Annotated in this window: 18 protein-coding genes; 10 read left to right on the top strand and 8 right to left on the bottom strand. The window is 64.4% G+C overall.

The features are described from left to right. From EPL01_RS02880 to EPL01_RS02865, 4 genes are all read left to right on the top strand, one after another. Window positions 1-1,164, top strand: a complete 1,164-nt coding sequence (locus EPL01_RS02880) for a glycosyltransferase family 2 protein (protein ID WP_135823757.1) — start codon at window positions 1-3, stop codon at window positions 1,162-1,164. After that, on the top strand, window positions 1,161-2,225 hold the full coding sequence (locus EPL01_RS02875) for a glycosyltransferase (protein ID WP_135823756.1): 1,065 nt from the start codon (window positions 1,161-1,163) through the stop codon (window positions 2,223-2,225). The genes EPL01_RS02880 and EPL01_RS02875 overlap by 4 nt, the downstream gene beginning before the upstream one ends. After that, on the top strand, window positions 2,225-4,210 hold the full coding sequence (locus EPL01_RS02870) for a hypothetical protein (protein WP_135823755.1): 1,986 nt from the start codon (window positions 2,225-2,227) through the stop codon (window positions 4,208-4,210). Before EPL01_RS02875 ends, EPL01_RS02870 begins: the two co-directional genes overlap by 1 nt. A gap of 403 nt (window positions 4,211-4,613) precedes the next feature. Then, window positions 4,614-5,693 (top strand): rhodanese-like domain-containing protein, encoded by a 1,080-nt coding sequence (locus EPL01_RS02865; protein ID WP_135823754.1) that lies wholly within the window; start codon window positions 4,614-4,616, stop codon window positions 5,691-5,693. A gap of 80 nt (window positions 5,694-5,773) precedes the next feature. On the opposite strand, the gene EPL01_RS02860 is transcribed toward EPL01_RS02865, so the two are convergent. Genes EPL01_RS02860 through EPL01_RS02850 form a run of 3 tightly spaced genes read right to left on the bottom strand, consistent with a single transcriptional unit; the run spans window position 5,774 to window position 9,923 of the window. Further along, on the bottom strand, window positions 5,774-6,973 hold the full coding sequence (locus EPL01_RS02860; RefSeq protein ID WP_135823753.1) for a carboxylate--amine ligase: 1,200 nt from the start codon (window positions 6,971-6,973) through the stop codon (window positions 5,774-5,776). Next, window positions 6,974-8,926 carry an asparagine synthase-related protein gene (locus EPL01_RS02855; RefSeq protein WP_135823752.1) on the bottom strand — a complete coding sequence of 651 codons (1,953 nt, stop codon included), beginning with the start codon at window positions 8,924-8,926 and terminating at the stop codon, window positions 6,974-6,976. It lies immediately after the preceding gene. After that, window positions 8,919-9,923 carry a glycosyltransferase family 2 protein gene (locus EPL01_RS02850; protein ID WP_135823751.1) on the bottom strand — a complete coding sequence of 335 codons (1,005 nt, stop codon included), beginning with the start codon at window positions 9,921-9,923 and terminating at the stop codon, window positions 8,919-8,921. The genes EPL01_RS02855 and EPL01_RS02850 overlap by 8 nt, the downstream gene beginning before the upstream one ends. 365 nt (window positions 9,924-10,288) lie before the next feature. Between EPL01_RS02850 and EPL01_RS02845 the strand changes: the two genes are divergently transcribed. Further along, a complete protein-coding gene (locus EPL01_RS02845) occupies window positions 10,289-11,641 on the top strand; it encodes a PKD domain-containing protein (RefSeq protein ID WP_135823750.1) in 1,353 nt (450 codons plus the stop codon). 43 nt (window positions 11,642-11,684) lie between these two features. Here the strand turns inward: EPL01_RS02845 and EPL01_RS02840 are convergent, their stop codons facing one another. The 5 genes from EPL01_RS02840 to EPL01_RS02820 all read right to left on the bottom strand — a co-directional run bounded on the left by EPL01_RS02840 (window position 11,685) and on the right by EPL01_RS02820 (window position 17,766). Next, window positions 11,685-13,202 (bottom strand): right-handed parallel beta-helix repeat-containing protein, encoded by a 1,518-nt coding sequence (locus tag EPL01_RS02840; RefSeq protein WP_135823749.1) that lies wholly within the window; start codon window positions 13,200-13,202, stop codon window positions 11,685-11,687. A 222-nt stretch (window positions 13,203-13,424) separates the two neighbouring features. Beyond that, entirely contained in the window at window positions 13,425-14,003 is a 579-nt protein-coding gene (locus EPL01_RS02835; RefSeq protein WP_135823748.1) for a metal-dependent hydrolase, read from the bottom strand. Beyond that, complete coding sequence (locus EPL01_RS02830; protein WP_135823747.1) at window positions 14,003-15,121, bottom strand: DUF1616 domain-containing protein; 1,119 nt, start codon at window positions 15,119-15,121, stop codon at window positions 14,003-14,005. The genes EPL01_RS02835 and EPL01_RS02830 overlap by 1 nt, the downstream gene beginning before the upstream one ends. 97 nt (window positions 15,122-15,218) lie before the next feature. Then, window positions 15,219-16,949: a hypothetical protein gene (locus EPL01_RS02825; RefSeq protein ID WP_135823746.1), complete on the bottom strand. Its 1,731-nt coding sequence runs from the start codon at window positions 16,947-16,949 to the stop codon at window positions 15,219-15,221. Between the two features lie 286 nt (window positions 16,950-17,235). Continuing rightward, window positions 17,236-17,766 (bottom strand): hypothetical protein, encoded by a 531-nt coding sequence (locus tag EPL01_RS02820; protein WP_135823745.1) that lies wholly within the window; start codon window positions 17,764-17,766, stop codon window positions 17,236-17,238. A 171-nt stretch (window positions 17,767-17,937) separates the two neighbouring features. Here EPL01_RS02820 and EPL01_RS02815 point away from each other — a divergent pair, with 171 nt between their 5' ends. From EPL01_RS02815 to EPL01_RS02795, 5 genes are all read left to right on the top strand, one after another. Further along, on the top strand, window positions 17,938-18,915 hold the full coding sequence (locus tag EPL01_RS02815; RefSeq protein WP_135823744.1) for a DUF4129 domain-containing protein: 978 nt from the start codon (window positions 17,938-17,940) through the stop codon (window positions 18,913-18,915). Beyond that, window positions 18,912-19,535, top strand: a complete 624-nt coding sequence (locus EPL01_RS02810) for a DUF7269 family protein (RefSeq protein WP_135823743.1) — start codon at window positions 18,912-18,914, stop codon at window positions 19,533-19,535. The genes EPL01_RS02815 and EPL01_RS02810 overlap by 4 nt, the downstream gene beginning before the upstream one ends. Continuing rightward, window positions 19,532-20,800 (top strand): DUF58 domain-containing protein, encoded by a 1,269-nt coding sequence (locus tag EPL01_RS02805; RefSeq protein ID WP_135823742.1) that lies wholly within the window; start codon window positions 19,532-19,534, stop codon window positions 20,798-20,800. Before EPL01_RS02810 ends, EPL01_RS02805 begins: the two co-directional genes overlap by 4 nt. Beyond that, a complete protein-coding gene (locus EPL01_RS02800; protein WP_135823741.1) occupies window positions 20,797-21,606 on the top strand; it encodes a DUF7519 family protein in 810 nt (269 codons plus the stop codon). Before EPL01_RS02805 ends, EPL01_RS02800 begins: the two co-directional genes overlap by 4 nt. A 341-nt stretch (window positions 21,607-21,947) precedes the next feature. Then, on the top strand, window positions 21,948-25,541 hold the full coding sequence (locus EPL01_RS02795) for an Eco57I restriction-modification methylase domain-containing protein (protein WP_135823740.1): 3,594 nt from the start codon (window positions 21,948-21,950) through the stop codon (window positions 25,539-25,541). The last annotated feature ends 9 nt before the right edge of the window (window positions 25,542-25,550 follow it).

Below are 25,550 nucleotides of genomic sequence, written 5' to 3'. Positions count from 1 at the left end.
ATGTACCGGGACACGCGCGTCGGGGTGGTGGTCCCGGCGTACAACGAGTCGGACCTCGTCGCCACCGTGGTCGAGACGATGCCCGAGTTCGTGGACCGCGTCTACGTCGTGGACGACTCCTCGACCGACGACACGTGGCAACACGTCCAGCGGGCCGCCGAGCGCGCCAACCGGCGCGCTCGGCAAGAGCAGGAGGAAGCGGAGAACGAGAAGGAGGACGACGATGCCGCCGAGAGCGCCGAAACAGACGAGCGCGAACAAGCCCGCGAACCGGCGAAGGCTGACGGGGGTGAGCAGACAGCGGGTCTGCGAGCCTCGTCGGAACCCCGTTCCGACGGAGGAGTCGGCGTCGAGGAGCGCGTCGTGCCGATACGCCACGAGGAGAACCGAGGCGTCGGCGGCGCGGTCACGACGGGCTACTCGCGGGCGCTGGACGACGACGTGGACGTCATCGCGGTGATGAACGGCGACGCCCAGATGGACCCCGACGAGCTACCGCGCCTGCTCGACCCCATCGTGGCGGGCGAGGCCGAGTACGCGAAGGGCAACCGACTCCTCGAAGCCGACTTCCGCGAGGGGATGACCAACTGGCGACTGCTGGGCAACTGGTCGCTGACCTTCCTGACGAAAGTCGCCAGCGGCTACTGGAAGACGATGGACCCGCAGAACGGCTACACCGCCATCTCCGCGGACGCACTCGAAACGCTCGGACCGGAGGACTTCTATCAGGACTACGGGTTCTGCAACGACGTGCTGGTCAAACTCAACGCCCACGGCTACACGGTCGCCGACGTGCCGATGGCCGCGGTGTACGGCGACGAGACCAGTAGCATCGAGTACTCGTCGTTCATCCCGAAGCTCTCGTCGCTGTTGGTCAACCGGTTCGTCTGGCGGCTCCACACCAAGTATCTGGTCCGGGACTTCCACCCGCTGGCGCTGTTCTACCTGTTCGGGGTCGCGTCGATGGCGGTGGGAGGCGTCGCGGGGCTGGCGGCGCTGGTCTCGGGGAGTGAGGACGCGGGCGAAGACGGAAATGCGGTCGGAAGCCCCCAGACGCGGGGCATCGCCGCGCTGGTCCTCCTCCCGGTCGGCTGTCTGGCCCTGCTGACCGCGATGACCCTCGACATGCGGGCGAATCGGGACAAGGAGGTGCGTGCCGAGTGAAGGTCCTCCAACTCGTCACCGAGCGTCGGCCCTTCTTTGACGCGCAGGTGGAGGCGCTGGAACGCGCCGGGGTCGAATCGACCGTCTGCGAGGTGCCGGGGTCTCACTCGGCCGCGGAACCCCGGACGGCGGCCGAGTACGCCCGGTTCTCCCCGAAGGTCCTCTCGGCGCTCGGCGACCACGACCTGATTCACGCCCACTACGGGTTGACCGCGCCCTTCGCGCTCGCCCTTCCCCGGCGACCGGTCGTGCTGACGCTCTGGGGGACCGACTTGATGGGCGAGAGCGAGTGGATTCGCCGCATGAGTCGGTTCGCGGCCGGACTCGCCGACGCGACGATTCTGCCGAGTCGCCGGATGGTCGAGACGCTCGACAGGCCCTACACTCACGTCCCGTTCGGCATCGACACCGACCGCTTCCGGCCGATTCCGCGGGAATCGGCCCGCGAGCGAGTCGGGTGGGAGACGGAGGGGGACGACGGAGAGGACGCGAAAATCGTCCTCTTCCCCTACGACACCGACCGCCCGGAGAAGGACTTCCCGCGGGCCGAGCGCGTCGTCGAGCGCGCCGACGCGGACGCCGAGATTCGGGCGATTACCGGCGTCTCCCACGACGAGATGCCCCACTACATGAACGCCAGCGACGCCCTGCTGGTGACCTCGACCCGCGAGAGCGGGCCGATGGTCGTCAAGGAGGCCGCGGCCTGCGGCCTGCCGGTGGTCTCGACCGACGTGGGATTCGTCTCCGACGTGCCCGGCGCGTCGGTCTGCGACTCCGACGAGGAGTTGGCCGCGGAACTCGACCGGGCGCTGGCCGCGTCGGATTCGGCCGCTGCTGACGCCGAGTCCGACAGAACCGCCCCGGAACTCCCCCGGAAGTGGGAACTCGACGCGACCGGGCGGCGACTCCGCGGCGTCTACGAGCGCGTCCTGAGCGAGCGCGGCGCGACCGGAGACAACCTATACATTGCTAATCAAAATGTTAGTATATTTAATACAAATTTAAATATGTCCGAAAGTGAGACGAACACGTCCGAACCCGACAGCGGAGGTATCACCTGATGTCCACGCGGTTCGACGGCTTCCTCGGCAACGTCCGCATCGACAGCACGATGGCCGGAATCGGCGTCGTCATGGCGCTGTTTTTGTTCCCGCTCCGGTTCTTCGCCTCCCAGATTTACATCGAGACGATTCCCATCGTCCTCGGGGCCGCCTGCCTGATTTACTTGGCGGGGGTCTACACCGAGACGGGACGGAATCACTCGCTTCCCCGCCTTCCGACCACCGTCGCCGCGACACTACCGAGCGTGGTCGTCGTCGGCGCGGCGGCGCTGGTCGTCGTCGCGGTGCAAGCTGGCGAGCGCTCGCTGTTGTTCTACGACATCGCGGGCGTGCTGGGAACGCTCGTGGTCGGGCAGGTGCTGTTCACCAGCGAGGAGGACTTCGACCGGCGGTGGTTGCTCGCGCAGGTCGTCCTGCTCGCGGCCGCGATTCGACTGCCCGCCCTCTACGTGAATCCGGGGTTCATCGGCATCGACCTCTGGACGCACGTCCCGCGACTCGCCGACGCCATCCTGACCCAGGGGTCGCTGAACGCCATCGACGACAACAAGCACTTCGCCGCGCCGTTCTACCACCTCTACGTCGTGGCGAACTCCCTGCTGCTCGACGCGTCGCTCCGGACCGCGCTCCACCTCTCGCTCGGCCTCGTCATGCCGCTGACGCCGCTGTTCGTCTACGCGACGGCGAACCTGCTGGTCTCGACGCGGTGGGCCGTCCTCGCGGCGGCGCTCTACGGCGTCGCCGACTACCCAATCGAGTGGGGCATCCACCTGATTCCGACGAGTCAGGGCCTGCTGATGTTCCTCGCGGTCACCTACATGGTGGTGCGACTGATGCGAGTCGAGCAGCGACTCCGGGACTTCCTGCTCCTGTTGGTCGTCTCGGTCGCGCTCATCCTGACCCATCAGGTCTCGACGTTCATCATGCTCGTCCTGCTGGGTTCGACGCTGGTGGCGAGGCTCCTCGTGGAGTACGGCCCCTTCGCCGGGACGAACACCGTCTTCAACCCCTTCGACGGCGAGAAGACGGTCCGAGTCGCGGGCCTGCTGGTGTTCGACGCGGGGTTCACCCTGTTCATGTGGTCGTTCACGCCCTACGCGGGGGCCGACCAGCCCTTCCTCTCGCTGGTCCTGAGCTACCTGCTGGAGACGCTCACGTCGAGCGCCGGGTTCCTGAATCTGGTCGGCGGCACGAGCAGTAGCTCCAGCGGCGGCGAGGCCGCGAGTAGCGCCGCGCCCACGCTGGTCGAAGAAATCGCGCTCTACGTCGACACGACCGGCTTCCTGCTGTTCATGTTCCTCACGTTCGTCGGCTGTCTCTACGTCATCCACCGCAAGCGGGCCTCGCAGGCGACGTTCACCCTGCTTGTCGGGACCGCCATCATGCTGGTGTTCGTCCTCGGCCTGCCGATGTTCGGCATCGACAACTTCGTGCCCCAGCGCTGGATCGCGTTCATGTACGCCCCGATGGCGATTCTGGGCGTGGTCGGCCTGCGCTACCTCTCTCGAACCCTCGACTCGCGGGCCTTCGTCGCGCTCGCGGTCCTCCTCGCGCTCGCCTTCCCGAGCGTGATGGTGATGTCGAGCAACGGGACGGTGGACGACCCGGTGTTCGACGGCCAGCGCGAGCGCCTGAGCTACACCGAGCAGGAACTCGCCGCCGTGGACACCATCGCGCAGATGACCGGGTCGCCCGACCGCGACCGCCTCACCGGTCGCCAGATTCTCCACACGGACCACCCCTACCAGACCGTCTTCACCAGAACTCGGTCCTACCCCGCGGCCCCGGCGGTCGTGAATAAATCCCGGCCCGTGACCCACGACATCGTGGTCTACAGGGGCTACCAGCGCGAGGGCGCGTCGTTCTTCCTGACCGCCGAGGAGGGAAGCGGAGCGATTCGGGACATCCCCCAGTCGCGGCTCTGCCGCCGGTCGATGGGCGAGGTCTACGTCAACGGGGACGTGGCGATGTGTTCGACGCCCTGAGCTGATTTTTCGACGGTTTGAGGTCGGTTTTCGTTTCTCCATCGCTTTTCTGAGTCGTAGCAGGAAGACGAACCACCAGAATCGGAACGAAGGTCTCGAAAGCCCTCGCGGGCCTCGCGGTCGTTCAGCAGGATATTTCGCGGGCGCAGTTCTGCGCCCGCGAAATAGGGCCGTGCTGAGACGACCACGTAAACGCGAGGCCCGCTCGCCCTTTCAGTCCGCCAGGGCGTAGTTTGTGTCACCAAGCGACGTAGGTGGTTGTCACGCTATTTTAAGCGGTGGATAGCACCGACCGCGGGCCGTCAATGTCATCTAAATTTGAGGAATAGGTGGGTGCCTATCCACCGGCTACGTCGCGCATATCCGGCGCGTAATAAACTGCGTGCCGGTCCGAGCGGGGTGTATGGAGTCCGACGAAACGACCCGACGACGATATCTGATGGCCGCCGGAACCACAGCGACCGCACTCCTCGCCGGATGTCAGGGGTCGAACCCCGAGGAGACGACCACGACTGCGGGGGAGACGACCACTACGGGCGGGACGACCACGACCGAAGGCGAGATGACGACCACCGAGGCCGAGGAGACCGCCACCGAGAGCGAGGACTACCCCGAGGACACCAACCCCGACGACGGCTACCCGCCGGAGTTCGACGACCAGCCCTCGGCGGTGGACTTCGACGCCGAGTCCTTCCGGACCGTACACGAGCAGGCCGAGAGCGGTTCGACCGTCGAGGTCCCGCTGGTCCCCCTCGACGTGGCGTACAACCTCTACGCCCGCCGCGAGGCCCGGATGGTAGACGCCCGCGCCGAGGTGGGGTATCAAGTCGAACACGTCCTCGGCGCGGTCCGGAGTCCCGCGCCGACGGGCACCAGTAGCGACCCGACGGGCGACTGGCCGAAGTCCGACCGCGTCATCACCTACTGCCACTGCCCGACTCACACCGCCGTCAAGCGCGCGGCGAACCTCATCGACAGCGGCTTCGAGGAGGTCTACGCCCTCGCTGGCGGGTATCAGGCGTGGCAGGTCGCCGACTACCCGACCGCCGGAGCGGGCGTCCCCGCGACGGCGAAGACGTGGACCATCGAGGGCGAGGCCGACGGGAGCGACGCTGGCGGGGTCGCCTACGTCTACAACAGCAAGACCGACCAGGTGGCGAGTGCGAAAATCTCCTCGGACGGCTCGTACGCCATCGACTTCGCGTTCGCGTCCGTCTCGGGGGCCGACAGCGTGACCGTCGGCACGCCGAGTTACGAGGTCAAGGGGACGCTCTCGGCGTTCGCCGGAGGGACCGTCACCGCCGACGGAGTCGTTGGTACCACCACGACCGGGTTCGGTGGGACGACGATGAACGAGACCGCGACGAACAGCACGACGACGATGAACGGGACGACGAACGAGACGATGACGAACTCCACGACCGCGATGAACGGGACCGACGACAGTTCCGACGTGAGTGGCTTCCTGAACTGGCTCCGCTGAGGGGAGCAAACCGCTCCCGTTACCGCTCGGCAGACCGGCCGAAGAAATAATTTTCGTTGTTTTCCGATTGTTCTACTTGCTCAAATGCGGCGCTCGATGGCTTGCCGGAGGCCGGTGCTGGCCTGTCGAAGCGTCGGGCCGGGGTCGTCCAGACGGAAGTAGTCGAAGTCCGGCCGTTCGTAGCACGACCGGAGAATCTCGCGGGTCGTGCCGACCAGCGACGGTCCGTCCACGAGCGACGAACGCTCGCGGACGATGCTGACCAGATGTTCGAGTTCACCGGCCAGATAGTGCGTCCCGACCCCGACGTCGTACCCGGGGTCGATGCGGTCGGTCCGTCCGGTCACCTGAAGCCAGTACCAGAGCGGGAACGCCGCGCCCGCGCGGGTCGCACACGCGAGCGACTGCCACATCCGCGGGTTGAGTTCGACGGGTTTGAACTCGCCCGTCTCGGCGTCTTCGACGTACTCGATGCAGGCGAGTCCGTGCCAGTCGAGACTGGAGAGGAGCGACCGGGACACCCGGTCGAGTTCCGGAATATCGACCGTCTCGCGGTAGACGCCGCCACCGCCGGTGTAGGAGTCGCCCCGAATCTGGCGGTGCTGGAAGGTCGCCAGCGGTTCGCCGTGGTCGAACAGCGCGCCGACCATGTACTCGTCGGTCCCCTCGACGTACTCTTGGACGACGGGCGTGTGGTTCATCCGGGACCGAATCGCGTCCGCGTCGGGCGATTCGTCCGCGGGGACGTGTGTCACGAGCTTCTCGATGCTCGACTCGCCGGGGTCGAACGAGTCGACGTACTCGTCCACGAGCAGGTTGTACCGGGACTTGACGATTCTGTCCGAGTCCCAGTCGTCCGCGTCGCCCAGCGGTTCGGTCTTCGGGGCGGGAACGCCAGCGTCGTCTGCGGCGTCCATCAGTCGTTTCCTGTCGTGGGCGCGTTCCAGCGTGTCGAGGTCCGGCACCGCGATGTCGACGTACCGGTCGAACTCGTCGCGGAACTTCGAGAGGAGGTACGGACCCTGTGGCCGGTGGGGGACGATGGTCCGCACGTCCGGACGCGCCGCGAGTCCGAGGAGCGCGTCCCGGTAGGCGTAGAGGTCACGAGTCGGCGGAATCGTCACCACCTCGTCGCAGTACCGCGACGCGGTGACCGGGAGGTCCTCGTCAGCGACGGCGACGATGGTCCGCACGTCGGCCCGCGCCAGCGACCGGACCGAGGCGTACCCGTGGGGGTATCGTGACGCCGGGATGACGACCGCGTCTCGTTCGTCAGCCATTCAGCGTTCACTCCGTCGTTCGGTCGCTCCGCGGTCGGTCGCTCCGCGGTCGGTCGCTCCGCGGTCAATCACTTCGCGGTCGGCCGCTCCGCGGTCGGTCGCTCCGCGGTCGGTCGCTCCGCGGTCGGTCGCCACGTGTTCGGTCACGGGGAGTTCCAGAAGCGTCATGAGCGTGTACAGCTCGTTCGTGTTGTTCGCCCCGTCGAGATGGTCTCGGTAGCAGGTTTCGACACCCTCGCGGTCCAAGAAGGGAAGCTGGTCGAGGAGTCGCTCGTTGTCGGCGAGGGTCTCCTCGACGAAGTCGCCGCTTCGCAGGAACTCCTCGATGTCGGTCCACGGCCCCTGCGTGAAGTGGCTTTCCGGCGACCAGTCGGACTCGAAGTGGCGCTTCCAGAAGGCGACGGCCTTCTCGGCGAACGAGTAGCCGTAGTGGGGGTAGTCGAGCGGGACTCTCGATTCGCCGTGCGGGAGTTCGGCCAGTTCCGGGGCGAGTCGTTCGAGCGCCCGGTGAACGACGTTCCGCCGGAGGCGATACTTCAGGGGCATCTGGAGGTGGAGGTCCACGAGTCGGTTGTCGAGGAACGGCGACCGGTACGGCATCAGTTGGGAGGAACTCCGGGTGAGTATCTGCTCGGTGTCGTTCGACAGCGGGTAGTACTCGCCGCAGAGGACGAGTTCGCGGATGGAGTTGTACGTGATGCCGTGGTGGTCGATGCGGTCGCCGTCGTACCCGACGTTGGCGTCGAGAATCTCGCGCATCGACACCGAATCGTCCACGTAGGCCGGTAGCTCGACCGCGGTCCGGTGAACGAACTCCTCGACGGTCTCGATCGGGTCTTCGACCGACAGGTGAAGCGTGCCGAGCGACCCGAGCGACACGTCCGGCGACGGAATGCCGTGGTCTTTGAACAGCGTGTCGGCGTACATCCCCGAGAGGAGGACGTCGGCCTCGTCGGTCAGCGCGTCGGCGAAGCCGGTCGTCCGGGCTTGGCTGAACCACCCGTCGAAGTTCGAAAGCGGCGCGTTGCGCGCCAGCGCCGCCTGCTGGTGGTCCCGACCCCGCTTCAGCAGTTCGAATCTGGCGTCGGCTCTGGCGGCGACCCGGGTCGTCGTCCGCGCCTCTCGGTTCAGCCAGTCGTTCAGGTGGAAGGCGGTGGCGTCTCCGTTCAGCGCGGCGAGGACGAGACGCGAGTCGCTGCCGCCGCTCAGCAAGACGGCGTAGTTCACGTCGTCGCGCACCCACTCGTCGAGGACGGTCTGGAGCGTCCGAGTGAATCGGTCCACGAAGTACGAGAACGGCCGGTCGAGCGGGTCGAAAATCGGCTCCCAGTACCGCGACTGCTCGACCGACATCGAGTCGAGGTCGATGGTCGTCACCGTCGCGGGCGGCAGTTTCTCGACGCCCCGTAGCGGCGTCGTCACGCCGAACGACCGCTTGTACGCGAGGTACTCGTAGAGGTACGGCCGGTCGAACGCGGCCTCGAAACCGGGGGCTCGGGCGAGCGACTGGATGTCCGTCGAGAAGAGAAACCGGTCGGACTCCGGCCGCGCCCGGAAGACGGCTTTGGTCCCGAGGCGGTCGGTTGCGACGTGAACCGTCTCCTCGGACTCGTCGTAGACGACGCCGACGAAGCTCCCGTTGAGCTTCGAGAAGCACTCGACGCCGTGCTTCCGGTAGCACCGGGCGCAGTACTCGACGCAGTCCATCTCGGCCGGGCGAGGAGAGTACCGGTCCTCCTCGCGGATTCCGTACACGTCGCCGACGAGCCAGAGTCGCGCGTCGTCGCCGACTTCTCGGACCGGGGTCTCCGCGAGCAGTGGATGGACCGAGGCGTGGACGCTCACCGAATCGTCGTCGTAGGTCGCCGACGTTTGGGTGTCCGACCAGACCAGCGATTCCGCGACCGGACCCGCGTCGGCCCGACTACCGATTTCCCCGCATATCTCACTCATCGTTCAGCTGAGTCCGGCGAGTGGCGAGTACCGCGAACGCGAACACCGCGAGCAGGGCGGACCGACCGCGTCGGCTTCCGGTGGCGGCGAACCACGCGAGCGAGGGCACCTGTCGGGGGCCGACCGAGGCCCGCCGGAGATGCGAGAGTCCGGGGAGGAACTGGCCGTCTCGCAGGAAGTACTTGGCGAGGATGAGGTCGTGAGCGCCGTACACGTCGTAGCCTTGGCGCTCGGCCTCCCAGACGAGGTCGTTGTGCTTCTCCAGAAACTCGATGCCTGCCTCGGCCGCGGCGTCGGCGTCGGGCGACCCGGAGTAGTGGCGCACGACCAACTCTTCGGGGACGTGGGCGAGTTTGCCCTCCAGCAGGACCCGAAGCAGGAAGTCGGGGTCTTGGAACCAGTCTAACTCCTCGTCGAAGCCGTCGATTCGGCGGGCGACCTCGGTCCGGACCAGCAGGGTCGAACCGGCACCGGTGTGGAGCGTGTCGGCCAGCGTCGGTCCCACTAGCTCCTCGCCGCCCTCGACGCGCTCGCCCGGCGTGTCCGTCGAGAGTATCGACGCGGCGGTCTCTCGGATGAGGCCGGAGACGCCGGGCACGGTCACGTCGTAGTCGGTGTAGACCGCGACCCACTCGTCGTCTGAGTCTGATTCTTCCAACTCGGATTCGCCCTCGACTTCTTCGAGGCGGTCGAGTTGGGCTTCGAGTTTCCGGGGTCGCCACTCGTCGTCCGAGTCGAGGAAGGCGACGAACTCGCTCTCGGCGGCCTCGATGCCGGTGTTTCGCGCCGGGTTCGCGCCGCGGTTGGTCTCGTGGGCGAGGTACCGCACCCGGTCGTCGTCGTAGGCGGTCACGACCGCTTCGGTGTCGTCGGTCGAACCGTCGTCCACGACGAGGAGTTCGAAGTCGTCGTAGGTCTGTGCGAGGACGCTGTCGATGGCTCTGGAGAGCAGTTCAGCGCGGTTGTACGTCGGGATAACGACCGAAACTGTGGACATCGCAGGGGAATATGAACCGACGGGCCATTACTACCGACCGGCTAAACCCGGCCGCCGCGGACCGGCGACCGGGTTTGATTCCGCATAAGTCCACAGACTGTTGCAGGGCGCTGGCGGCCGTAGACCCTGCCTTCCAACGACTTAGCTGTAAGATAGTAAAGCCCAGAACCGCGGAACGTGGGGAAGCATGCCGTGACGAGAACTCGCGGTACGACCGGCGTACCGGGCAGAGAAACCAGAATCCGCAAACGCAGACACAGCATGAAACCCCCGAAATCGACTCATCGACACCGCGAATCGAAGCCCGCACACCTGCTGACAGGGCAGGCCGCACCGAGGAGGACTGCACCGAGGAGGGCCGCGTCGTGACCGACGCCAAAGCGACCACCGTCCTGCTCGTCGCGCTCCTGGTGGCCTCCTCGTTCGGGACGGCCACCGTGGGAGCAGGAAGCCTCGCAGGAGATGCAACCGGAAACGACGCCGCCGGAAACGACGCCAGCGAGAGCGCCGGAGACACCGAGACCTTCCACGTCGTGCAGGGCGAGGAGTGCTACGAGGTCACCGCCCTCGGCTCCGGCGAGAAGACCGTCTCGGAGTTCTACGACTACCGAGCAGGTGCCGGGACGCTCTACGGCTCCTACGGCGAGGACTCGCAGGCAGTCCAAGAGAATCAGGTCAGCCACGTCTTCGTCTACGAGGGCGAGGAGGGTCTGAGCCTCGTCATGCTCCACGACGACCTCAACGAGACCGGCGGCGGCGCGGCCACTTTCGACATCTCGGGCCTGCCCGAGGAGCGCGAGTGGGTAATCGAGGACGACGACTACGCCAACCGCGACGACAACTTCGACCACGGCGAGACTAGTTCGACGATCGACTGGATGTGGGGCGACAACCGCACCGACGGCGCGGCGGTCCGCGGCCTCGACGCCGACTTCGAGGGCATCACGGTCGAACCGGCCTTCGGCGAGGAGTCGTGGGCGTACCAGAACCGGTCGAACCCGTGGCCGTTCGCCACCGACGAAATCGAAGACTGGCAACTCCAGTCGGGCACCGGCGAGGAGTTCTCGCTCGACAGGGACGAACCCATCAAAATCTTGAAAGGGAGTTGCGGGGGCGGCGAGGACGGAAGTGAAGACGAGGACGAACACGGAGACGAGAACGAAGGCGAGGACGGACACGACCGCGATTCGAGCGCCGCACTCTCCGTCTCGCCGGAGACCGTCACCGAAAACGAGTCGGTCCAGTTCGAGGCCAGCGGACTCGCCGAGGCCTGCGAGGACGCGACTTACAAGTGGGACTTCGACAGCGACGGCGACACCGACGCGAGAACCGACGACCCGACCGTCAGCCACACCTACGACGACGCCGGGAGCTACAACGCCACGGTCACCATCGTCCGCGAGGACGGGACCGAGGAGTCCTCCTCGACCAGCGTCGAGGTGACGGCCGACGACCAGAAGCGAGTGTGCAAACCGGCGGAAGAGGGTGAACCCGAAGACGGCGAAGGCGAGGATGAAGAGAGCGACGAAAACGAGGATGAAGAGAGGGACGAAAACGAGGATGAAGAGAGCGACGAAGACGAGGATGAAGAGAGCGACGAAGGCGAAGATGAAGAGAGGGACGAAGACGAGGATGAAGAGAGCAACGAAGGCGAGAGCGAAGACGGCGAAGGCGAAGACAGCGAAAACGCAGAGAGCGAAAGCGAAGGCTCGGCGTAGCCGTCGCTCTCGGGCCGCGCGTATTTTTCCCGAAAGGGCAATCCTACGTCGTATTTCCGTACCGAGTCCCAATCGAGGCTCCGGCGTTGCGGACGCCGCCGTAGAGGTCGCAGTTCACGACTTCGATGTTCTCGCCGTCGAGGAGGTAGAGCGCGGGGTAGTCGCCCCACGAGTCGGCGGTCGCGTCCTCGAACCGGGTCCGAGAGCCGGTGTTGTACAGCGGGTAGTTGCTCGCCATGTAGACCCCGCCCTCGACCAGACAGTCGTCGCCGTGAACGTCGAGGGCGCGGCGGTCCCGTCCGGGTTGGTAGACTTCGAGGTCGTGGAACTCGCAGTGGTCGCGGCGGCAGAGAACCGCCGGGCGTCCCTCCTCGCCGGTCGCCCACCCCGAGACGGTCAGGTTCCGGGCGACGACCGGGCCGGGCGCGTTCCCGAAGATTGCGAGGCCGTACCCGCCGCCGTCGAGGTGGACGTCGGAGTCGGCGACCGTGACGCGGTTCGCGTTCGGCGCGACCACCATCGCGGTGTTGGGCCGGTCCGCGACCGCGATGTTCGCCTCCTCGATGCGGGCCGACTCGACCTCGTCTTGGACCGAGAGCGCGTAACCGTTGGGTTCGGACAGGCTGATGCTGACGTTCTCGACGAGGAGGTCCCGACTGGCGTCGAGTCGGATGCCGCGCTGGTTCACGTCCTCCGGGCGATTGCGGTCGACCTCGATTCGCGTCCCTTTGATGTAGCTCGCGTCCCCGGCGATGCGGACGTTGGCGACGTTGCTGTTCCGGTAGCGCCCGCCCTCGACCAGCACCCGACCGTCGGGGGTGTCGGCGTAGAGGCCGTTGTCCGGAAAGCCGCCGATGTCGAGGCCGCGGAGTCGGAGCGTGCCCCGGTGGTAGGGACTCACGAGGACGCCGGTCGGGCCGACATCGATGTTCCCCACCGCGTTTTCCGAGTACGCGCCGCCGTCAGGGGCCGAGAATCGCTCGACCGACCCCCAACCGTCGGAGTCGAGGACGTTGAACATCGCCGGGCCGAGCGTCCCCCGGTCGTGGTGGCCGACCACGTCCACGTCGCGGACGAACAGGCCGGTGGTGACTTGGGCCTCGATCGCTCGCATCCCCGTGTCGGGGGCGGTGAGGTCGAAGGTGAAGCCCGAGAATTCGAGGCTCTGGCCGGGGTCCTCGAGGACGCCGAGTCGGAACAGCCACGGCGCGCTGTAGTCGAAGTCCGACGTCGGCACGATGGTCGCGTCGTCGCCGACGAACCCGACGTGCTGGAAGTCGGTGAACCGGAACATCTCGTCCATCGCGTAGGTGCCCGGCGGAAATCGCAGGAGCGTGTCGTGGGTGTCCGGCCCGAGGAGGCGATTCAGTACCGGATTTATCGGTTCGTTCCCGGTGTTGTCCCCACCGGCCTCGACCACGTCGATGACCGTTCCGTAGTCGGTCGAGGCGCTCACCTGACCCGAGAGCGCGAGCGTCGCGGTGACGGTCGCCGCGGCGGTTTTTAAAAATTCGCGTCTGTCGCGTCTGTTCGACTGGACGGGTGAGTCTTCTGAAGGCATCCAGTTCGGGCGTCTCACGAGGACACTTTATATAGGGGCGACCGTTTCCCGCGGTGAACAGTTTACCAACTGTTGCCAAGGATGTATCGAGACGGAGGGAAGCGTGTCGAGACAAGTAGATGTCAAGAAAGGCAATATATGGGCAGCGGAAACGTCGGAGTGGGGGCGTCAGGCCGAGGAGACCGAATCGAGAACGGACAGGAGAGAAATAACCGCGTCTCGTCACTCAGTCTGGGCCGCGAGCATCGACCGGAACTCCGCGAAGACCGGCGCGCCGTCGTAGAGCCAGACCGCGACCACGACGCCGACCAGCGCGAGTTCGAACAGCAGGAGCGGGCCGAGTTCGAGCGCCCAGAGTCGGACCAGCCACTCCCGCAGGTAGTACAGCGTCCGGGCGAGGAGTCCGGCCTCGGTCGGCGACGCTGGCCGCGTCACGACGGGCCACAGCACCGCGCTGACGGCCAACTCGTCGCCCAGCAGGAAGGGGTACACCACGTCGCCGACCAGATGCGAGAAGTGGCCGACGACGAAGGCGACCGCGAGCGAGGGCGCTCCCCGGTAGCGCAAGACCAGCCAGAGCGCCACCGCGAACGTCGGGAAGACGTACGCCGAGTGAGCGACGGCGTAGCCCGAGGGGAACACCCCGAACGTCCACGAGAGGGGCTTGTCCACCAAGTCGGGGAAGAGTGCGCCCAGTCCCGCCGCGAGCGCGAGTCGGCCGTCTGGAGATTTTCCGCGGACGACGTGACTGTAGAGCGAGACCAGCAGGTAGCCGAACGCGACGTGTTCCCACGGCCACATCAGTTGGCTCCTCGTGAGGCGGCAGTCACTTCGACCGGGAGGCGGAGCGCCCGGTAGGCGCTGTCGAGGCTCGGGTCCTCAGGCACGTCGCCGCGGTAGACCAGCACGACGACCCGGAGGTCGTCGCCGGTGGTCTGTGGCGTGACGCGGGCGGTGACGTTCCGGGTCTCGCCGTCGGCGAGTTCGAAGCTCCCGCGGTCGATTTCGGTCTGAGCGAGGACCTCGGCCGAGGCGTTCGCGCCGGTCGAGGAGTTCGTGCCAGCCGACGCGTTCGCTCCTCGGGTAGCGTTGGTCGCGTTGGCGGTGTCGCCCGTGGGGCTATCGACGCGCTGGAGCGCGACCACGTAGCCGTACTCGACCGACGACCCCTCGCGGTTGGTGACGCCGAACTCGAAGGGCTGGGTCTGGCCGCGGACCAGCGACGAGGGGTACAGCGACGTCGTCTCGTCGGTGACGTCGCCCGACTGGACGTAGAGTTCGGTGAAGGCCTCGTCGGTCGGCGTGGCGACGAGCGCGTAGCCGACTGACGAGGCCAGCACCAGCAGGCTGACCGCGAACAGGAGCGTCGGCCACGAGCGAGACGTGGCGGTCGAACCGAGCGTCGGCGAGGACTTGCCGAACCCGGACGACCGACCCGGGAAGTTCGACAGCGAGGGGACGCCGGGCGCGTACCGCTCGTCGGCGGACTGGCGGGCGCGACTCAGGACCGCGCCGACCAGCAGGACGAAGGTGGTGACGAAGACGGCGACTTGAATCGGGCGGGCCGCGATGGGGAACGGCGAGAAGTGGACCGCCAGCGCCACCGCGGGCACGACGACGAGACTCCAGAGGACGGCGAGCGCGGCGCGCTCGATGCCCCCGATTGCGTGGTTGCCGCGGGCGAACGCCTTCTCGAGGCCGGTTCCGGACGGGCCGATAGTGGACTCCTCTGGCGGTTCTCCTCCGGTCGGGTACGCCAGCGAGACGACGGCGTAGCCCGGCAGGAAGATAGTGGTCGGAATCAGCAGGGCGAAGCGAACGATACCGTCGAGCGAGAGGGCGGTCGCGGCGGCGGCGAGCGCCAGCAGACCGAACGCGACCAGCAGGTCGAGGTATCCGTGTGCGGGGCGTGACTCCATCGGCGAGAACTCTGGAACCGGCGGGCCTTTATTATCCGCCGGATAAGGCGGGTTGGCAGTGTGTTAGGTCGGTCTGCACGCCGAAAAGGGGGTCGGTTCAGATGTCGTTGCCGTACATCGAGAGACCGTCGGACCCCGCGTCGAGGACGCCGCCGACCAGCGTGTTGTCCTTGACTTTCGCGTCGGAACACGAATCGTTGAGCCGGAGCGCCTCGTAGTCGGAGTACGAGTCGGCGTAAATCGACTCGATCCACGCGCTGTCGCCGTTGACCACGATGGGGTGGTGAGTCGTCTCGAAGGTGCCGCCGTAGACCAGACAGTCGTCGGCGTTGATTTCGAGCGCGCGGCGGTAGTCGCTTCCGGGCTGGTCGATTTCGAGTCCGCGGAACTCGCAGTTGTCGCGCTCGCACCGAATGGCGTTGCGGAAGACGCTTCCGGGGGCCGAGCCGGTGACGCGAACGTTCGTGACGCCGACCTCGCCGGGTTGGTTGCCGCCGCAGATTTCGATGGCGTTGCCGCTCCCGTCGATGTCAACGTGGACCTTCTGCACGTAGGTCGGTCCGGCCTCCTCCTCGATGACGATGGCCTGATTCGTGCGGTCGGTGCGCTGAATCACCGACGAGTTGTGAATCTTGGCCGACTCCACGCCGTCGAGGACGGTGATGCCGTTGCCGTTGGGCTTGTCGAGTTGCACCGTCGAGTCGAGGACCTGCAACCACGACCCTTGGTCGAGGCGAATCGCGCGCTGGTTGTGGAAGTGGTCGTGGTTGTCGTCCACGATGACGGTCGCGCCGACGATTTTGCTGTGGCGGCCGCCGATTCGGAGGTTGCTGGCGTGGCTGTTCCGGAAGACGCCGCGTCGGATGACGACGGTCCCGTTTGCGTTGCCAGCGTAGACGCCGTTGTCGGGGAAGCCGCCGAGTTGGCAGTCCACGAGTTCGACCGTTCCCTCGTGCCAGCGACTCACCATGATGCCGGACGGCCCGCGCCAGAGGTTCCCGTCGTTCGGCGTGTTCGACACCCACTCAGCGCCAGCGGGTGCCCGGAAACGCTCGACGGTGCCGGTACCGTCGGGGTCCATCACGTCGAACAGGCCCGGACCCCACGTGCCGCTGTCGTGCTTGCCCACGATGTCGATGTTCCGGACTTCGAGGCCGGTCGAGACTTGGGCCTCGATGGTCCGGATGCCGGTGTGTGCGGCGGTCTGGTCGATGGTGAAGTCCTTGACCAGCAGGTCCTCGCCGGGGTTGTGGTAGACGCCCAGTCGGAAGAGTCGGCGGTTCGGCTCCTCGAACTCCCAGTAGTCGCCGGGGACGATGGTGGCGTCGTCGCCCACCATGCCGAAGTGGTCGAAGCCGGTGTGGCGGAACTCCTCGTTCATCCGGTAGCGCCCCGGCGGGAAGACGAACAGGGTGTCGTCGCCCGCGTGCGCGTCGAGGACCGGCGTGATGGACTCCTCGCCGGTTGTGTCCGCGCCCGCGTCGGCAACGTCCACCACGGTGCTGTATTGGTCTTTCAAGTGTTCGATTCGGGAGCTCGACGCCGCGCTGGCCCGCCCGACCAGCGAGGAGGCCCCGCCGGAGAGCAGGCCCACAGCGCCGAGAGACGCGAGATAGCTTCGCCGAGAGGTGGTTCGACCGCCGTCGGCGGTCGAACCGGACTCGTCGGGAGTCGATGCGTGGGAGGTGGATTGTTCGGAAGACGATGCGTGGGAGGTGGATTGTTCGGAAGACGATGCGTGGGAGGCCGCAGAGTCGCCGTCCGCGGGAGATACGTCGCGCGCCGAAGCGTCGCTGTCGTCGCCAGATTGAGGTGTCCGTGTCGTCATATTTTTTCTCTACGGTCCGTCGGGGAGGGAACCGTGAGAAAAACCTTCTGGCCACCCCAATTGGTTGCTGTCGTTCACATGGCCACGCTTTAAATCGGGGTGCGTGACCGCTCTGCGAGGCGGACTCCCGCGCGCCGGAGTCGCAGTCGCCGACCGGGACTCCGGCACACGGATTAGCTAACTATATATTTTCTAAAGCATCATTTTTATTCCTTTTGCGATTGTATATAATTCTTTAGGCGGTGCCGATGACCGGCCGAGGAGGTAGCGGCGTCCCGTTGGGCGGTCACGACTCCTCGGTCTCGACCACGATTTGCACGCTGTCGCCGTCCTTCAGGAAGTACTCGGTCGGGTCCACGGACTCGCCGTTCACCCGAATCGAGACGGTGATCCCGGCGTCACCGCGCCGGTAGGTCGTCCCGTCGTAGCGCACGGCGGTGGCGTTCGCCTCGACGCCGAACGACGACAGCGCCCCGGCCAGCGTCGGATTCCCGCTCGCTCGCCACGTGTGTTCGTCGTCGTCGGCAATCGACAACTCCTCGCCGGAGGCGAGTTTCCCGAGCGGGAGTTCGGTTCCCGCGACGACGACGGTCACCTTGCCGGACGCTTCGCCCGTCGCGTTCGCCGAGTCGTCCGACCCGCCGGAGTCACCCGCGGTCGTCTCGGTCGCGTCGGTCGTCGCGTCCCCGCCGACGCTCGGGCCGCCGGGGCCGTTCGCGCCGAGTCCGGCACACCCGGAGAATGCCACGAGTAACCCGACTACGGCGACCGTAACGGCGCGTCTAACCGCTCGTTCGTCTACCAGCGAATCAGCCATATCTCCGTGACGGGAACGGGGAGCCATTATTATCGGTCCACTATGTCGGCATTAAGCGAATCATAATTATCCTCCGACAGGCCCAGCGACCGGACGAGAGATGTACGAAACCGCTCGCCGGGTCGCTTACCGGGCGGTCGATATGCCGCCGGAGGTGGGCCTCCAGACGCCATGAGGGCCGACACCATCCTGACGGCGGTCGTCGCGCTCTGCTGTGTTCTCGCTATCGGCGCGACTTCGACCACGCTCGACTCGACCGTCTCGACCGACCCCGACGACGTGGCGGAAGTCGATTACGACAAAATCCCCATCGGGTCGGGACACGCCAAGAACTTAGACGACGCCATCGACGGCGGGAAGTCGGCGTCGAGCGACTCGGGCGCGTCCCCGAACTCCGACTCCGGAGCGGGGGCCGACAAGTCCGGAACCGGGTCCCAGAGCGCCGCCTCGAAGGACGGCGAGGGCGGCGACAGCATGGGGTCGGCCCAAGGGCAGGGCGGCCCGAGCGAGGAGGCCAGCGGCGAGGGCCAACAGGACCAGCAGACCGGCGGCGACGGGAAGGAGACCACCCAGAGCAGCGGTGGCGGCGGGCAGGACTCCAATTCGGGCAAAGGAAAGGGCCTCGTCGCTGACCAGCCGACGCTTCTGGAGCGCCTGATGGCCCTGCTTCAGCAACTGTTCGACCTCCTGCTGACGGCGCTCCCCTACGCCATCCTGCTGGCGCTCCTCGGCGCGCTCTACCGGTACCGCGACCGGATTCTTTCGAGGGTCGCGCCCTCCTCGTCCACCGACGACTCCGGAGAGGACCCGCCCGAACCCGACCCGGACAACCCGATTTCGGCGGCGTGGTACGAGATGGTCGAGCGCCTCGACTTGGACGACCGGCGCGACCTCACTCCTCGGGAGTACGCCGCCGCCGCCCGCCGACGCGGCGCTGACGCCGACGCGGTCCAGACCCTCACCGGCCTCTTCGAGGAGGTCCGCTACGGCGGCGCTCGCGTGACCGAGGAACGCCGCGAGCGCGCCGAGGAGATCAGAGACCGCGTCCGGTCGCAACTCGACCGGGGCGACGCTCAAATCGGAAGCGACGGGCGACCCGGAAACGGCGGCCGACTCGAAACCGACGGCGGAACGGAGGACCAGCGATGAAGAAGTACCGCGTCCTCTCGGGGGCCGCAGGTATCCTCGCCCTCGGGGCGGCACTCGCGCTCGGCGGCGGTCCCGCCGGGACGGCGGTCGAAGCCCTGCTGACGGCGCTCGGCAACGACTATCTCGTCGTGGCCGTCTTCGCCAGCGTGGGACTGCTCGTCGCCGCCTCCGCGCTGGCCTCCGGCGAAGCCAGCGGCCTCAGTCAGACCGAGACGCCGACGCCCGAGCGCCCGGTGACCGCGCCGACGGCGGGCGACGACGTGGACGACGCCCTCGCCAGTCGGACTGCGCTCCTGCCGGTGGTCGGCGACGACCGCCGCGAGGACCTCCGCGAGCGCCTCCGGGCCGTCGCCGTCGAGTCGTGGGTCCGCCGCGGCGAGTGGTCCCGCGAGGAGGCCGAGAAGCGCCTCGACGAGGGGACGTGGACCGACGACTCGGCGGCCGCCGCCTTTCTCGCCGGACGAGAACCCGGATTCGGTGCCCGCGCAGTAGCCCTCGCCCGCGGCGAGCCGTGGAGTCGCCGAGGAGCGCGCCGGGCCGCGACCGCAGTCGCCGAGATTGCGGCGAATCCCACCGAGCGAAATCAACAACAGAAAACATCCCGGGAGGAGTCCCGATGAGCGAGACCCGACGCTGGCGCGGCATCGTCGCGGTGGCGTTGCTTGTCGGCGGGGTCGGACTGCTCTCGGACCGGCCGAATCTGGTCCTCGTCTCGGTCGTCGGCGTGGCGTTCGCGGTCTACCCGCGAGTCTCGCCCGCGCCGCCCTCCTCGCCGAATCTGGAGGTCGAGCGCCGACTCGGCGACCGCGCTCCCTCGCCGGGCGAGTCAGTCGAGGTCAGCGTCACGGTCCGGAACGTCGGCGACGACGCGCTCGCCGACTGCCGAATCGTGGACGGCGTGCCCCCCGCGCTGACGGTCACCTCGGGGTCTCCTCGCTACGCCGGGCCGCTCCGGTCCGGCGGGGAAGCCACCTTCGAGTACGTCGTGACCGCCGAGGAGGGCAAGCACGGCTTCGACCCCGCGACGGTGGTCGTCCGCGACGTGAGCGGTGCCCGCGAGGTGACGACCACGGTGGCCGCCGAGACCGAAATCGACTGCACCGTCGAGCAGGGCGCACCGCCGCGCCGGAGCCTCGCGGTCGAGGAGGCTGGCGACCTCCTCACCGACCAAGGCGGGGCCGGAATCGAGTTCCACCAGACCCGCGAGTACCGCCGGGGCGACTCGATGAGCCGAATCGACTGGAAGCGCTTCGCCCGCGCTGGCGAACTCACCACCGTCGAGTACCGCGAGGAGAAGAGCGCCGCCGTCGTCCTGCTGGTGGACGCCCGAGCGCCCTCCTACCGGGCCAGCGGGGACGACCCCCACGCGGTCGTCCGGAGCGTCGCCGCCGCACAGCGACTCGCGGGTGCCCTCCTCACCGACCGCAACCGGGTCGGCGTGGCCGCCCTCGGCAGAGAGAACTGCTGGCTCGCGCCGAGCGCCGGGACCGACCACCAGACGCGAGTGACGGGACTCCTCTCGACCCATCCCGCGTTCGCCGCGTCACCGCCCCGCGAGGGAGAGGGAGAAGCGGATTCAATCGAGGACCAAATCGCCCGCGTCCGCCGCCAACTCAGCCCGGACACGCAGGTCACCCTGTTCACGCCGCTGTGCGACGAGGGCGCGGTGACCGCCGCCAGCACGCTGGAGGCACACGGCCACAGCGTCACGGTCCTGAGTCCCGACGCGACCGGCGACGGGACGCCCGGCCGCCGACTCGCGTCGGTCGAGCGCGAAAACCGTATCTCCTCGCTCCGCAAGCGCGGGATTCCGGTGGTCGATTGGACCGGCGACGACGGTCTCGCCGGGGCGGTCGCCAAGGCCAACGAGCGAGGTGCCATATGACCGCGAGCGAGAGCGGAGAACCGACGAGAAAGCAAGGAAAGCAAGGTAAAAGAACAAATAGACAGGGCGAAAATGTAGGAAATCGTGGTTACGGGCCGGACGAGGAGGCGGAAGCGGCAAGCCGAGCGATTGCGGTCGGCCGCCGCCCGACCCGACTCAGTGCCGGACTCGCGGCGCTGGCGGTCGCTGGCGGAACCCTCCTCGTCGGCGGCCCCGGCGGCTCTGCGGTCGGGGTCGTCCTCGTCGGACTCGCGGCGATGGCCGCGGGCGACGAACTCCGGTCGCGCGGGCGGCGAATCCAGTCGTGGCTCGTCCTCGGGGTCGGCGTGGCAATCGCGCTCGGCGGCGTCGCCGCAGGGCCGGTCATGGCCGACGACTTCCCCGGCATGTTGCAGGCACTTCCGGGCCTCCTGGGGGTGCTGATGCTCGGTGCCGGGGTGGTTCCGATGCGAGGGCAGGGGTCGCGCAGACTGGTGAAACTCGGCGCGGGCCTTCTCCTCGTCGGCGTCATGATTGCTGGCATCTTCCGGGCGGTCCCGGCCGGGACGCTGGTCGCTGGCGCGGCGGTCGCGCTCGTCGGCTGGGACCTCGGCGAACACGCCATCAACGTCGGCGAGCAGATGGGCCGGACGGCCTCGACGTGGCGCGCGGAGGGAGTTCACGCCGTCGGCGCGGGCCTCGTCGGCGTCGCGGCGGTGCTGACCGGGGACCTCGTGGACGGCGTGGGTTCGACCGGGCTATCGCTCCCGGCGCTTGCCTTGCTGGTGCTTGCGGTGGTCCTGCTTAGTGTGGCGCTTCACGAGTAGGTCGGGATGGCTTTGTTTAACCCACTCATTTCTAACAAGTTTGACACAGCCGTGCGTGATTAAGAGGATATATTGAGCACGCTCATCAACAACTCGTCCAAGGACTGGCAGAATTAGCGTGCTGAGTACAGGGCGTGTATCGGTCACGAGGTCGTCTCATCTAGCGAGAGACGGATTTGTGGATACAGAGAAAGGATTGAGCCCGGAATACTTCGGACTTTGCGAAAAAGAACCGGTGGCAATCAGGATGGTGAGAGCGGTTGGAGCTATTTTGGCGGTGAATCTTGGAGTTTCTATGATTGCGAAATACTAAGAGGGGAGCAGCCCTCCGTCATGAGTGAATGACTGGTCAGAATCAAAGCATCACGGATGTCCTACAAGATTTTGTCTCCGAATTAGATGATATCACTGAGGTTCCTCAAGAAATCGAGGATCTGCTTTCCGAGAGAATCAACCTTGGAGACATTGATTTTGACCGTGAACCGGAAGACTTCATCGAGCGAACCCTTATTTTCCCTTTGATTGATGCAACAGGACTAAACCGGGTTTCCGGACGCCCGTCCAGAAGCAGGACAGCAGGGAACAAGACGGAGCGTGAAGCACCGGATTTCCGGCTGGACGAGGAAAATGGTGTAGAGGTGATAGGGGAATCCAAGCCACCTCACAATATCGAAGAAGCGGTTTCAGATCTTACACAGGAATATCTTAGGACGATTTGGTGGAGTAACTACGGTATCGCCACCGACGGATTCCAGTGGATTGTATACCGTGCAGACCGTGCGGCAAACGACTACCAAAAAGTTAGGGAGATCAACCTAATCCCTTTGATCCGGGCAGTATCTATTTCTGAAGGAGTAATCGACGGTGACCCTGAGACAGAAATCGAAGAGGGAGTCAACGAGTTCACTGAGATATTTGCTCCTGATAACCTGCTGCCGATTCTAAAACAGGAGGCTCCGAAAGAGTTCCGTGACACACGCGCCAAAGACGTTGAGAACTTCTACAACTTCTACATCGAGCTCTTGTTCGGGGAAAGCGAGGAAGAAGATATCTCCTATGACACTACTTTGGAGGAGGATATCGTTGCACCTGACTCAGCAACCCGTCAAGACAAACGATTATTTGCTGTTACACTGGTTAATCGGTTGCTGTTCGTCAAATTCCTTGAAGGTGAAGAGGAAGACGATGAACTAGCTGTTCTTCCACACGGGTTTCTCCGGCAAAGAGTAAAGGACTACGGATCCAAATCTGGAAACCCTCTTCCTGGATCGCTCTACAAATCCGTTATAGAGCCGTTGTTCAACGATTTGCTGGATACCAGAAAAGAAGACCGGTCTGAAATCCACAGGGGGGATTGGTTCGACGATGTCCCGTACCTGAATGGCGGCTTGTTTCAGCCAATCGTAGAAGATGAGGAAGAATACGATGTCAGGAACAGGACTCTGAGAACCGTTATCGAGGACTTGGTAGAGGCAGGAGCTGTTGAACTAGAGTCGGAGGAGGACACTATCGACCCTGCTATTTTGGGAAGTGTGTTTGAACGGACTATCAACCATTTAGGCAGTGAAAGCGGGCAGCAAGAGGAAGGTGCATACTACACTCCGGATGATGTGACTTCGATGATCAGCGAGGAAGTCGTAGAGTCTAGAATAAGGGATGAAATCAGTGAAGCCTTCGCCAACGGGTTGGATAAAGATCAAGAAACCAGTGATGTTATAGAAGTCTGGTTGAAGCAACGGTCTCTGTCACGGACTCTCCGAGACTTTGGGCAAAGAGTCGAACTCGAGATCTACGAAGACTATCTGCCGCCCAGCAAAGACACAGGGAATGTTGATTTCCCGGTTGAAGTTGACTTCGGAGATGAAGATGCAATCGATGAGGCGATGGAGGCTGTCAGGGGTATACGGGTTGTCGATGCTGCTTGTGGTTCAGGACACTTCTTGACCACGGTGATGGACGACATAGTCCAGGTACAGGAAGCACTTCTAATCGGTAAAAACGGTGGACGTGACCCGACGAAGAAGCAGGTCTACGACGAGAAAAAGACGATTGCATTGGATTCCTTATTTGGAGTTGACATCAACGATATAGCCGTTGAAATCGCTAAGCTACGGGTCTGGCTGAAAATGGTGGAGGACAACGGCTGGAAAGAGAAGTACGGTGAACTCCCGAGTATAGACTTGAATATTGTCGCCGGTAACTCACTGGTAGGTTTCCCGGTTACAGGATCCGCAGGGATGCAGACACAGATCGGGGCGGTAGACGACAGAGTACGCAGACTCAAGGAACTGAGGAAACAGTACAAAAAGGTGAACGGCGACCTCGAAGACGGCGAAAATGAAGGAGAGGATACGGAGATAACCCGTAGAGAAATACTGTCGCTCGAAGAGGAGATCAAAGAGGATAGAGACGAAAGATACCTTTCCTCTCTCACCCATACATCTAAAACATCTTTCGGCACCAGCAGTGAACTCAAAAAGTTCCTTGAAACAGTCCCAGAAGGAAATCTCCAATCAACTATCGAGAAAATCAAGGTGGAAAAGGAATCTGGAGATCACTTTAATGATGAAACCAAGAAAGACTTGGAGGATCTTGGTGCAAGGGTTCACTCCAAGTCAGCTGATTTCATCCCAGAGAAATTGATTGATGAAGGCAGCGGGGTAATCGAACAGGAGGAAAAGCTTGTAGAAACCGTGATCCAGCTGCTGGAAGATGATTACGTTGCGTCACAGGTTATCCGGCAGCCAACCTCCTACGACATCGAGAAAATCCACGGCGACCCGGTGCATTGGGATACCGAGTTCCCGGAAGTCTCACTCGAGGACGATTCCACTCCAAAGGTAGGGGAGTTCTCCGGTTTCGATATCGTGGTCGGTAACCCTCCTTACGGAGAAGATGTCCTCGATGAGCACGGAGAGATCTTCATAGAACCGTATGAGACATCAGGGCTTCCAGACGTAGCAGCCCCATTTGTTGAAAGACAGTTGGCGTTACTTGATGAAGACAATGGGAGTTTCGGGAACATCGTAAAGCTTGGATTGTTCTACGACTCCGGATACGAACCATTCTGGAATTTCCTTGAAGATAGTATCAACTGTCGTGTAGCCTGTTATCCTGACCGGCCTAAACAAGTGTTTGAACACGCCGATGTCCGGGTAGGAATCATCACAGGATTCCCCAGCGAAGACGGATCCATCCAGACCAGCGACCTTCTACCGATCAGTGATGAAAACCGGCAGGAACAATTCGAAAACATTGATTACAATCCCATCACCGGGTTTATGCTTCGAGACGGAATCGGTGAAGACGGTGATGGAGGCCCTTACCTGCCGAAGATCGGTCCGGATATCAAACACGGCATCCTAGAAAAGCTTCGGGATAGCTACGATGAGAAAATGGTTGACCGGTACCAGCGAGGTATAGACGACACGGATGACAAGTACCAGGTTTGGAGACGTGAAGGTGCCCGGTACTTTATCAACCCGATGCTCGAGAAACTGTACGACGCCAGGGAAAATGAGCCATTCTGGTTTGAAACCGAGTTAGAGCAGAAAATGACGTTCATTACTCTTCAGTCAACGCTGTACTACGCCTACTGGACTACGTACGGGAACCAGCATCACCACAACTGGCCGCACATTGAGGCGTTCCCGTTCCCTGATCAGGAAACATTAGAAGAGAACAGAGAAGAGATCATGGATAAAGCTGACCGGTTGTGGAGGGGGATGAGCAACTTGTTTAGCACGGATGCAATAGGTCGTCCGGATTGGACTATCCGGCCATTAAAACCGTTGCTGAATGAAGTTGACTCGTTGGTCGGAGAGATCTATGGCTTGGATGAAGAGGAGATCGAATGGTTGCAAGACTACCACACGGATCTCGGAGAGAAAGCTGGTAGAGGGGCTGCCCCAGACGACCAGATACGAAACTACTGAAATCTATTA

The sequence above is a fragment of the Halorussus ruber genome (genome assembly GCF_004765785.1).
Taxonomy (GTDB): Archaea; Halobacteriota; Halobacteria; order Halobacteriales; family Haladaptataceae; genus Halorussus; species Halorussus ruber.
This window is presented reverse-complemented; position numbering and strand designations above follow the sequence as displayed.

What these genes read in the sequence shown, in the direction of transcription:
- EPL01_RS02805 (WP_135823742.1), top strand. Translation starts at nt 19,532, where the DNA reads ATGAGCGAGACCCGACGCTGGCGCGGCATCGTCGCGGTGGCGTTGCTT.
- EPL01_RS02880 (WP_135823757.1), top strand. Translation starts at nt 1, where the DNA reads ATGTACCGGGACACGCGCGTCGGGGTGGTGGTCCCGGCGTACAACGAG.
- EPL01_RS02820 (WP_135823745.1), bottom strand. Translation starts at nt 17,766, where the DNA reads ATGGCTGATTCGCTGGTAGACGAACGAGCGGTTAGACGCGCCGTTACG.
- EPL01_RS02850 (WP_135823751.1), bottom strand. Translation starts at nt 9,923, where the DNA reads ATGTCCACAGTTTCGGTCGTTATCCCGACGTACAACCGCGCTGAACTG.
- EPL01_RS02800 (WP_135823741.1), top strand. Translation starts at nt 20,797, where the DNA reads ATGACCGCGAGCGAGAGCGGAGAACCGACGAGAAAGCAAGGAAAGCAA.
- EPL01_RS02815 (WP_135823744.1), top strand. Translation starts at nt 17,938, where the DNA reads ATGAGGGCCGACACCATCCTGACGGCGGTCGTCGCGCTCTGCTGTGTT.
- EPL01_RS02795 (WP_135823740.1), top strand. Translation starts at nt 21,948, where the DNA reads ATGACTGGTCAGAATCAAAGCATCACGGATGTCCTACAAGATTTTGTC.
- EPL01_RS02855 (WP_135823752.1), bottom strand. Translation starts at nt 8,926, where the DNA reads ATGAGTGAGATATGCGGGGAAATCGGTAGTCGGGCCGACGCGGGTCCG.
- EPL01_RS02870 (WP_135823755.1), top strand. Translation starts at nt 2,225, where the DNA reads ATGTCCACGCGGTTCGACGGCTTCCTCGGCAACGTCCGCATCGACAGC.
- EPL01_RS02835 (WP_135823748.1), bottom strand. Translation starts at nt 14,003, where the DNA reads ATGTGGCCGTGGGAACACGTCGCGTTCGGCTACCTGCTGGTCTCGCTC.
- EPL01_RS02865 (WP_135823754.1), top strand. Translation starts at nt 4,614, where the DNA reads ATGGAGTCCGACGAAACGACCCGACGACGATATCTGATGGCCGCCGGA.
- EPL01_RS02825 (WP_135823746.1), bottom strand. Translation starts at nt 16,949, where the DNA reads ATGACGACACGGACACCTCAATCTGGCGACGACAGCGACGCTTCGGCG.
- EPL01_RS02840 (WP_135823749.1), bottom strand. Translation starts at nt 13,202, where the DNA reads ATGCCTTCAGAAGACTCACCCGTCCAGTCGAACAGACGCGACAGACGC.
- EPL01_RS02810 (WP_135823743.1), top strand. Translation starts at nt 18,912, where the DNA reads ATGAAGAAGTACCGCGTCCTCTCGGGGGCCGCAGGTATCCTCGCCCTC.
- EPL01_RS02830 (WP_135823747.1), bottom strand. Translation starts at nt 15,121, where the DNA reads ATGGAGTCACGCCCCGCACACGGATACCTCGACCTGCTGGTCGCGTTC.
- EPL01_RS02860 (WP_135823753.1), bottom strand. Translation starts at nt 6,973, where the DNA reads ATGGCTGACGAACGAGACGCGGTCGTCATCCCGGCGTCACGATACCCC.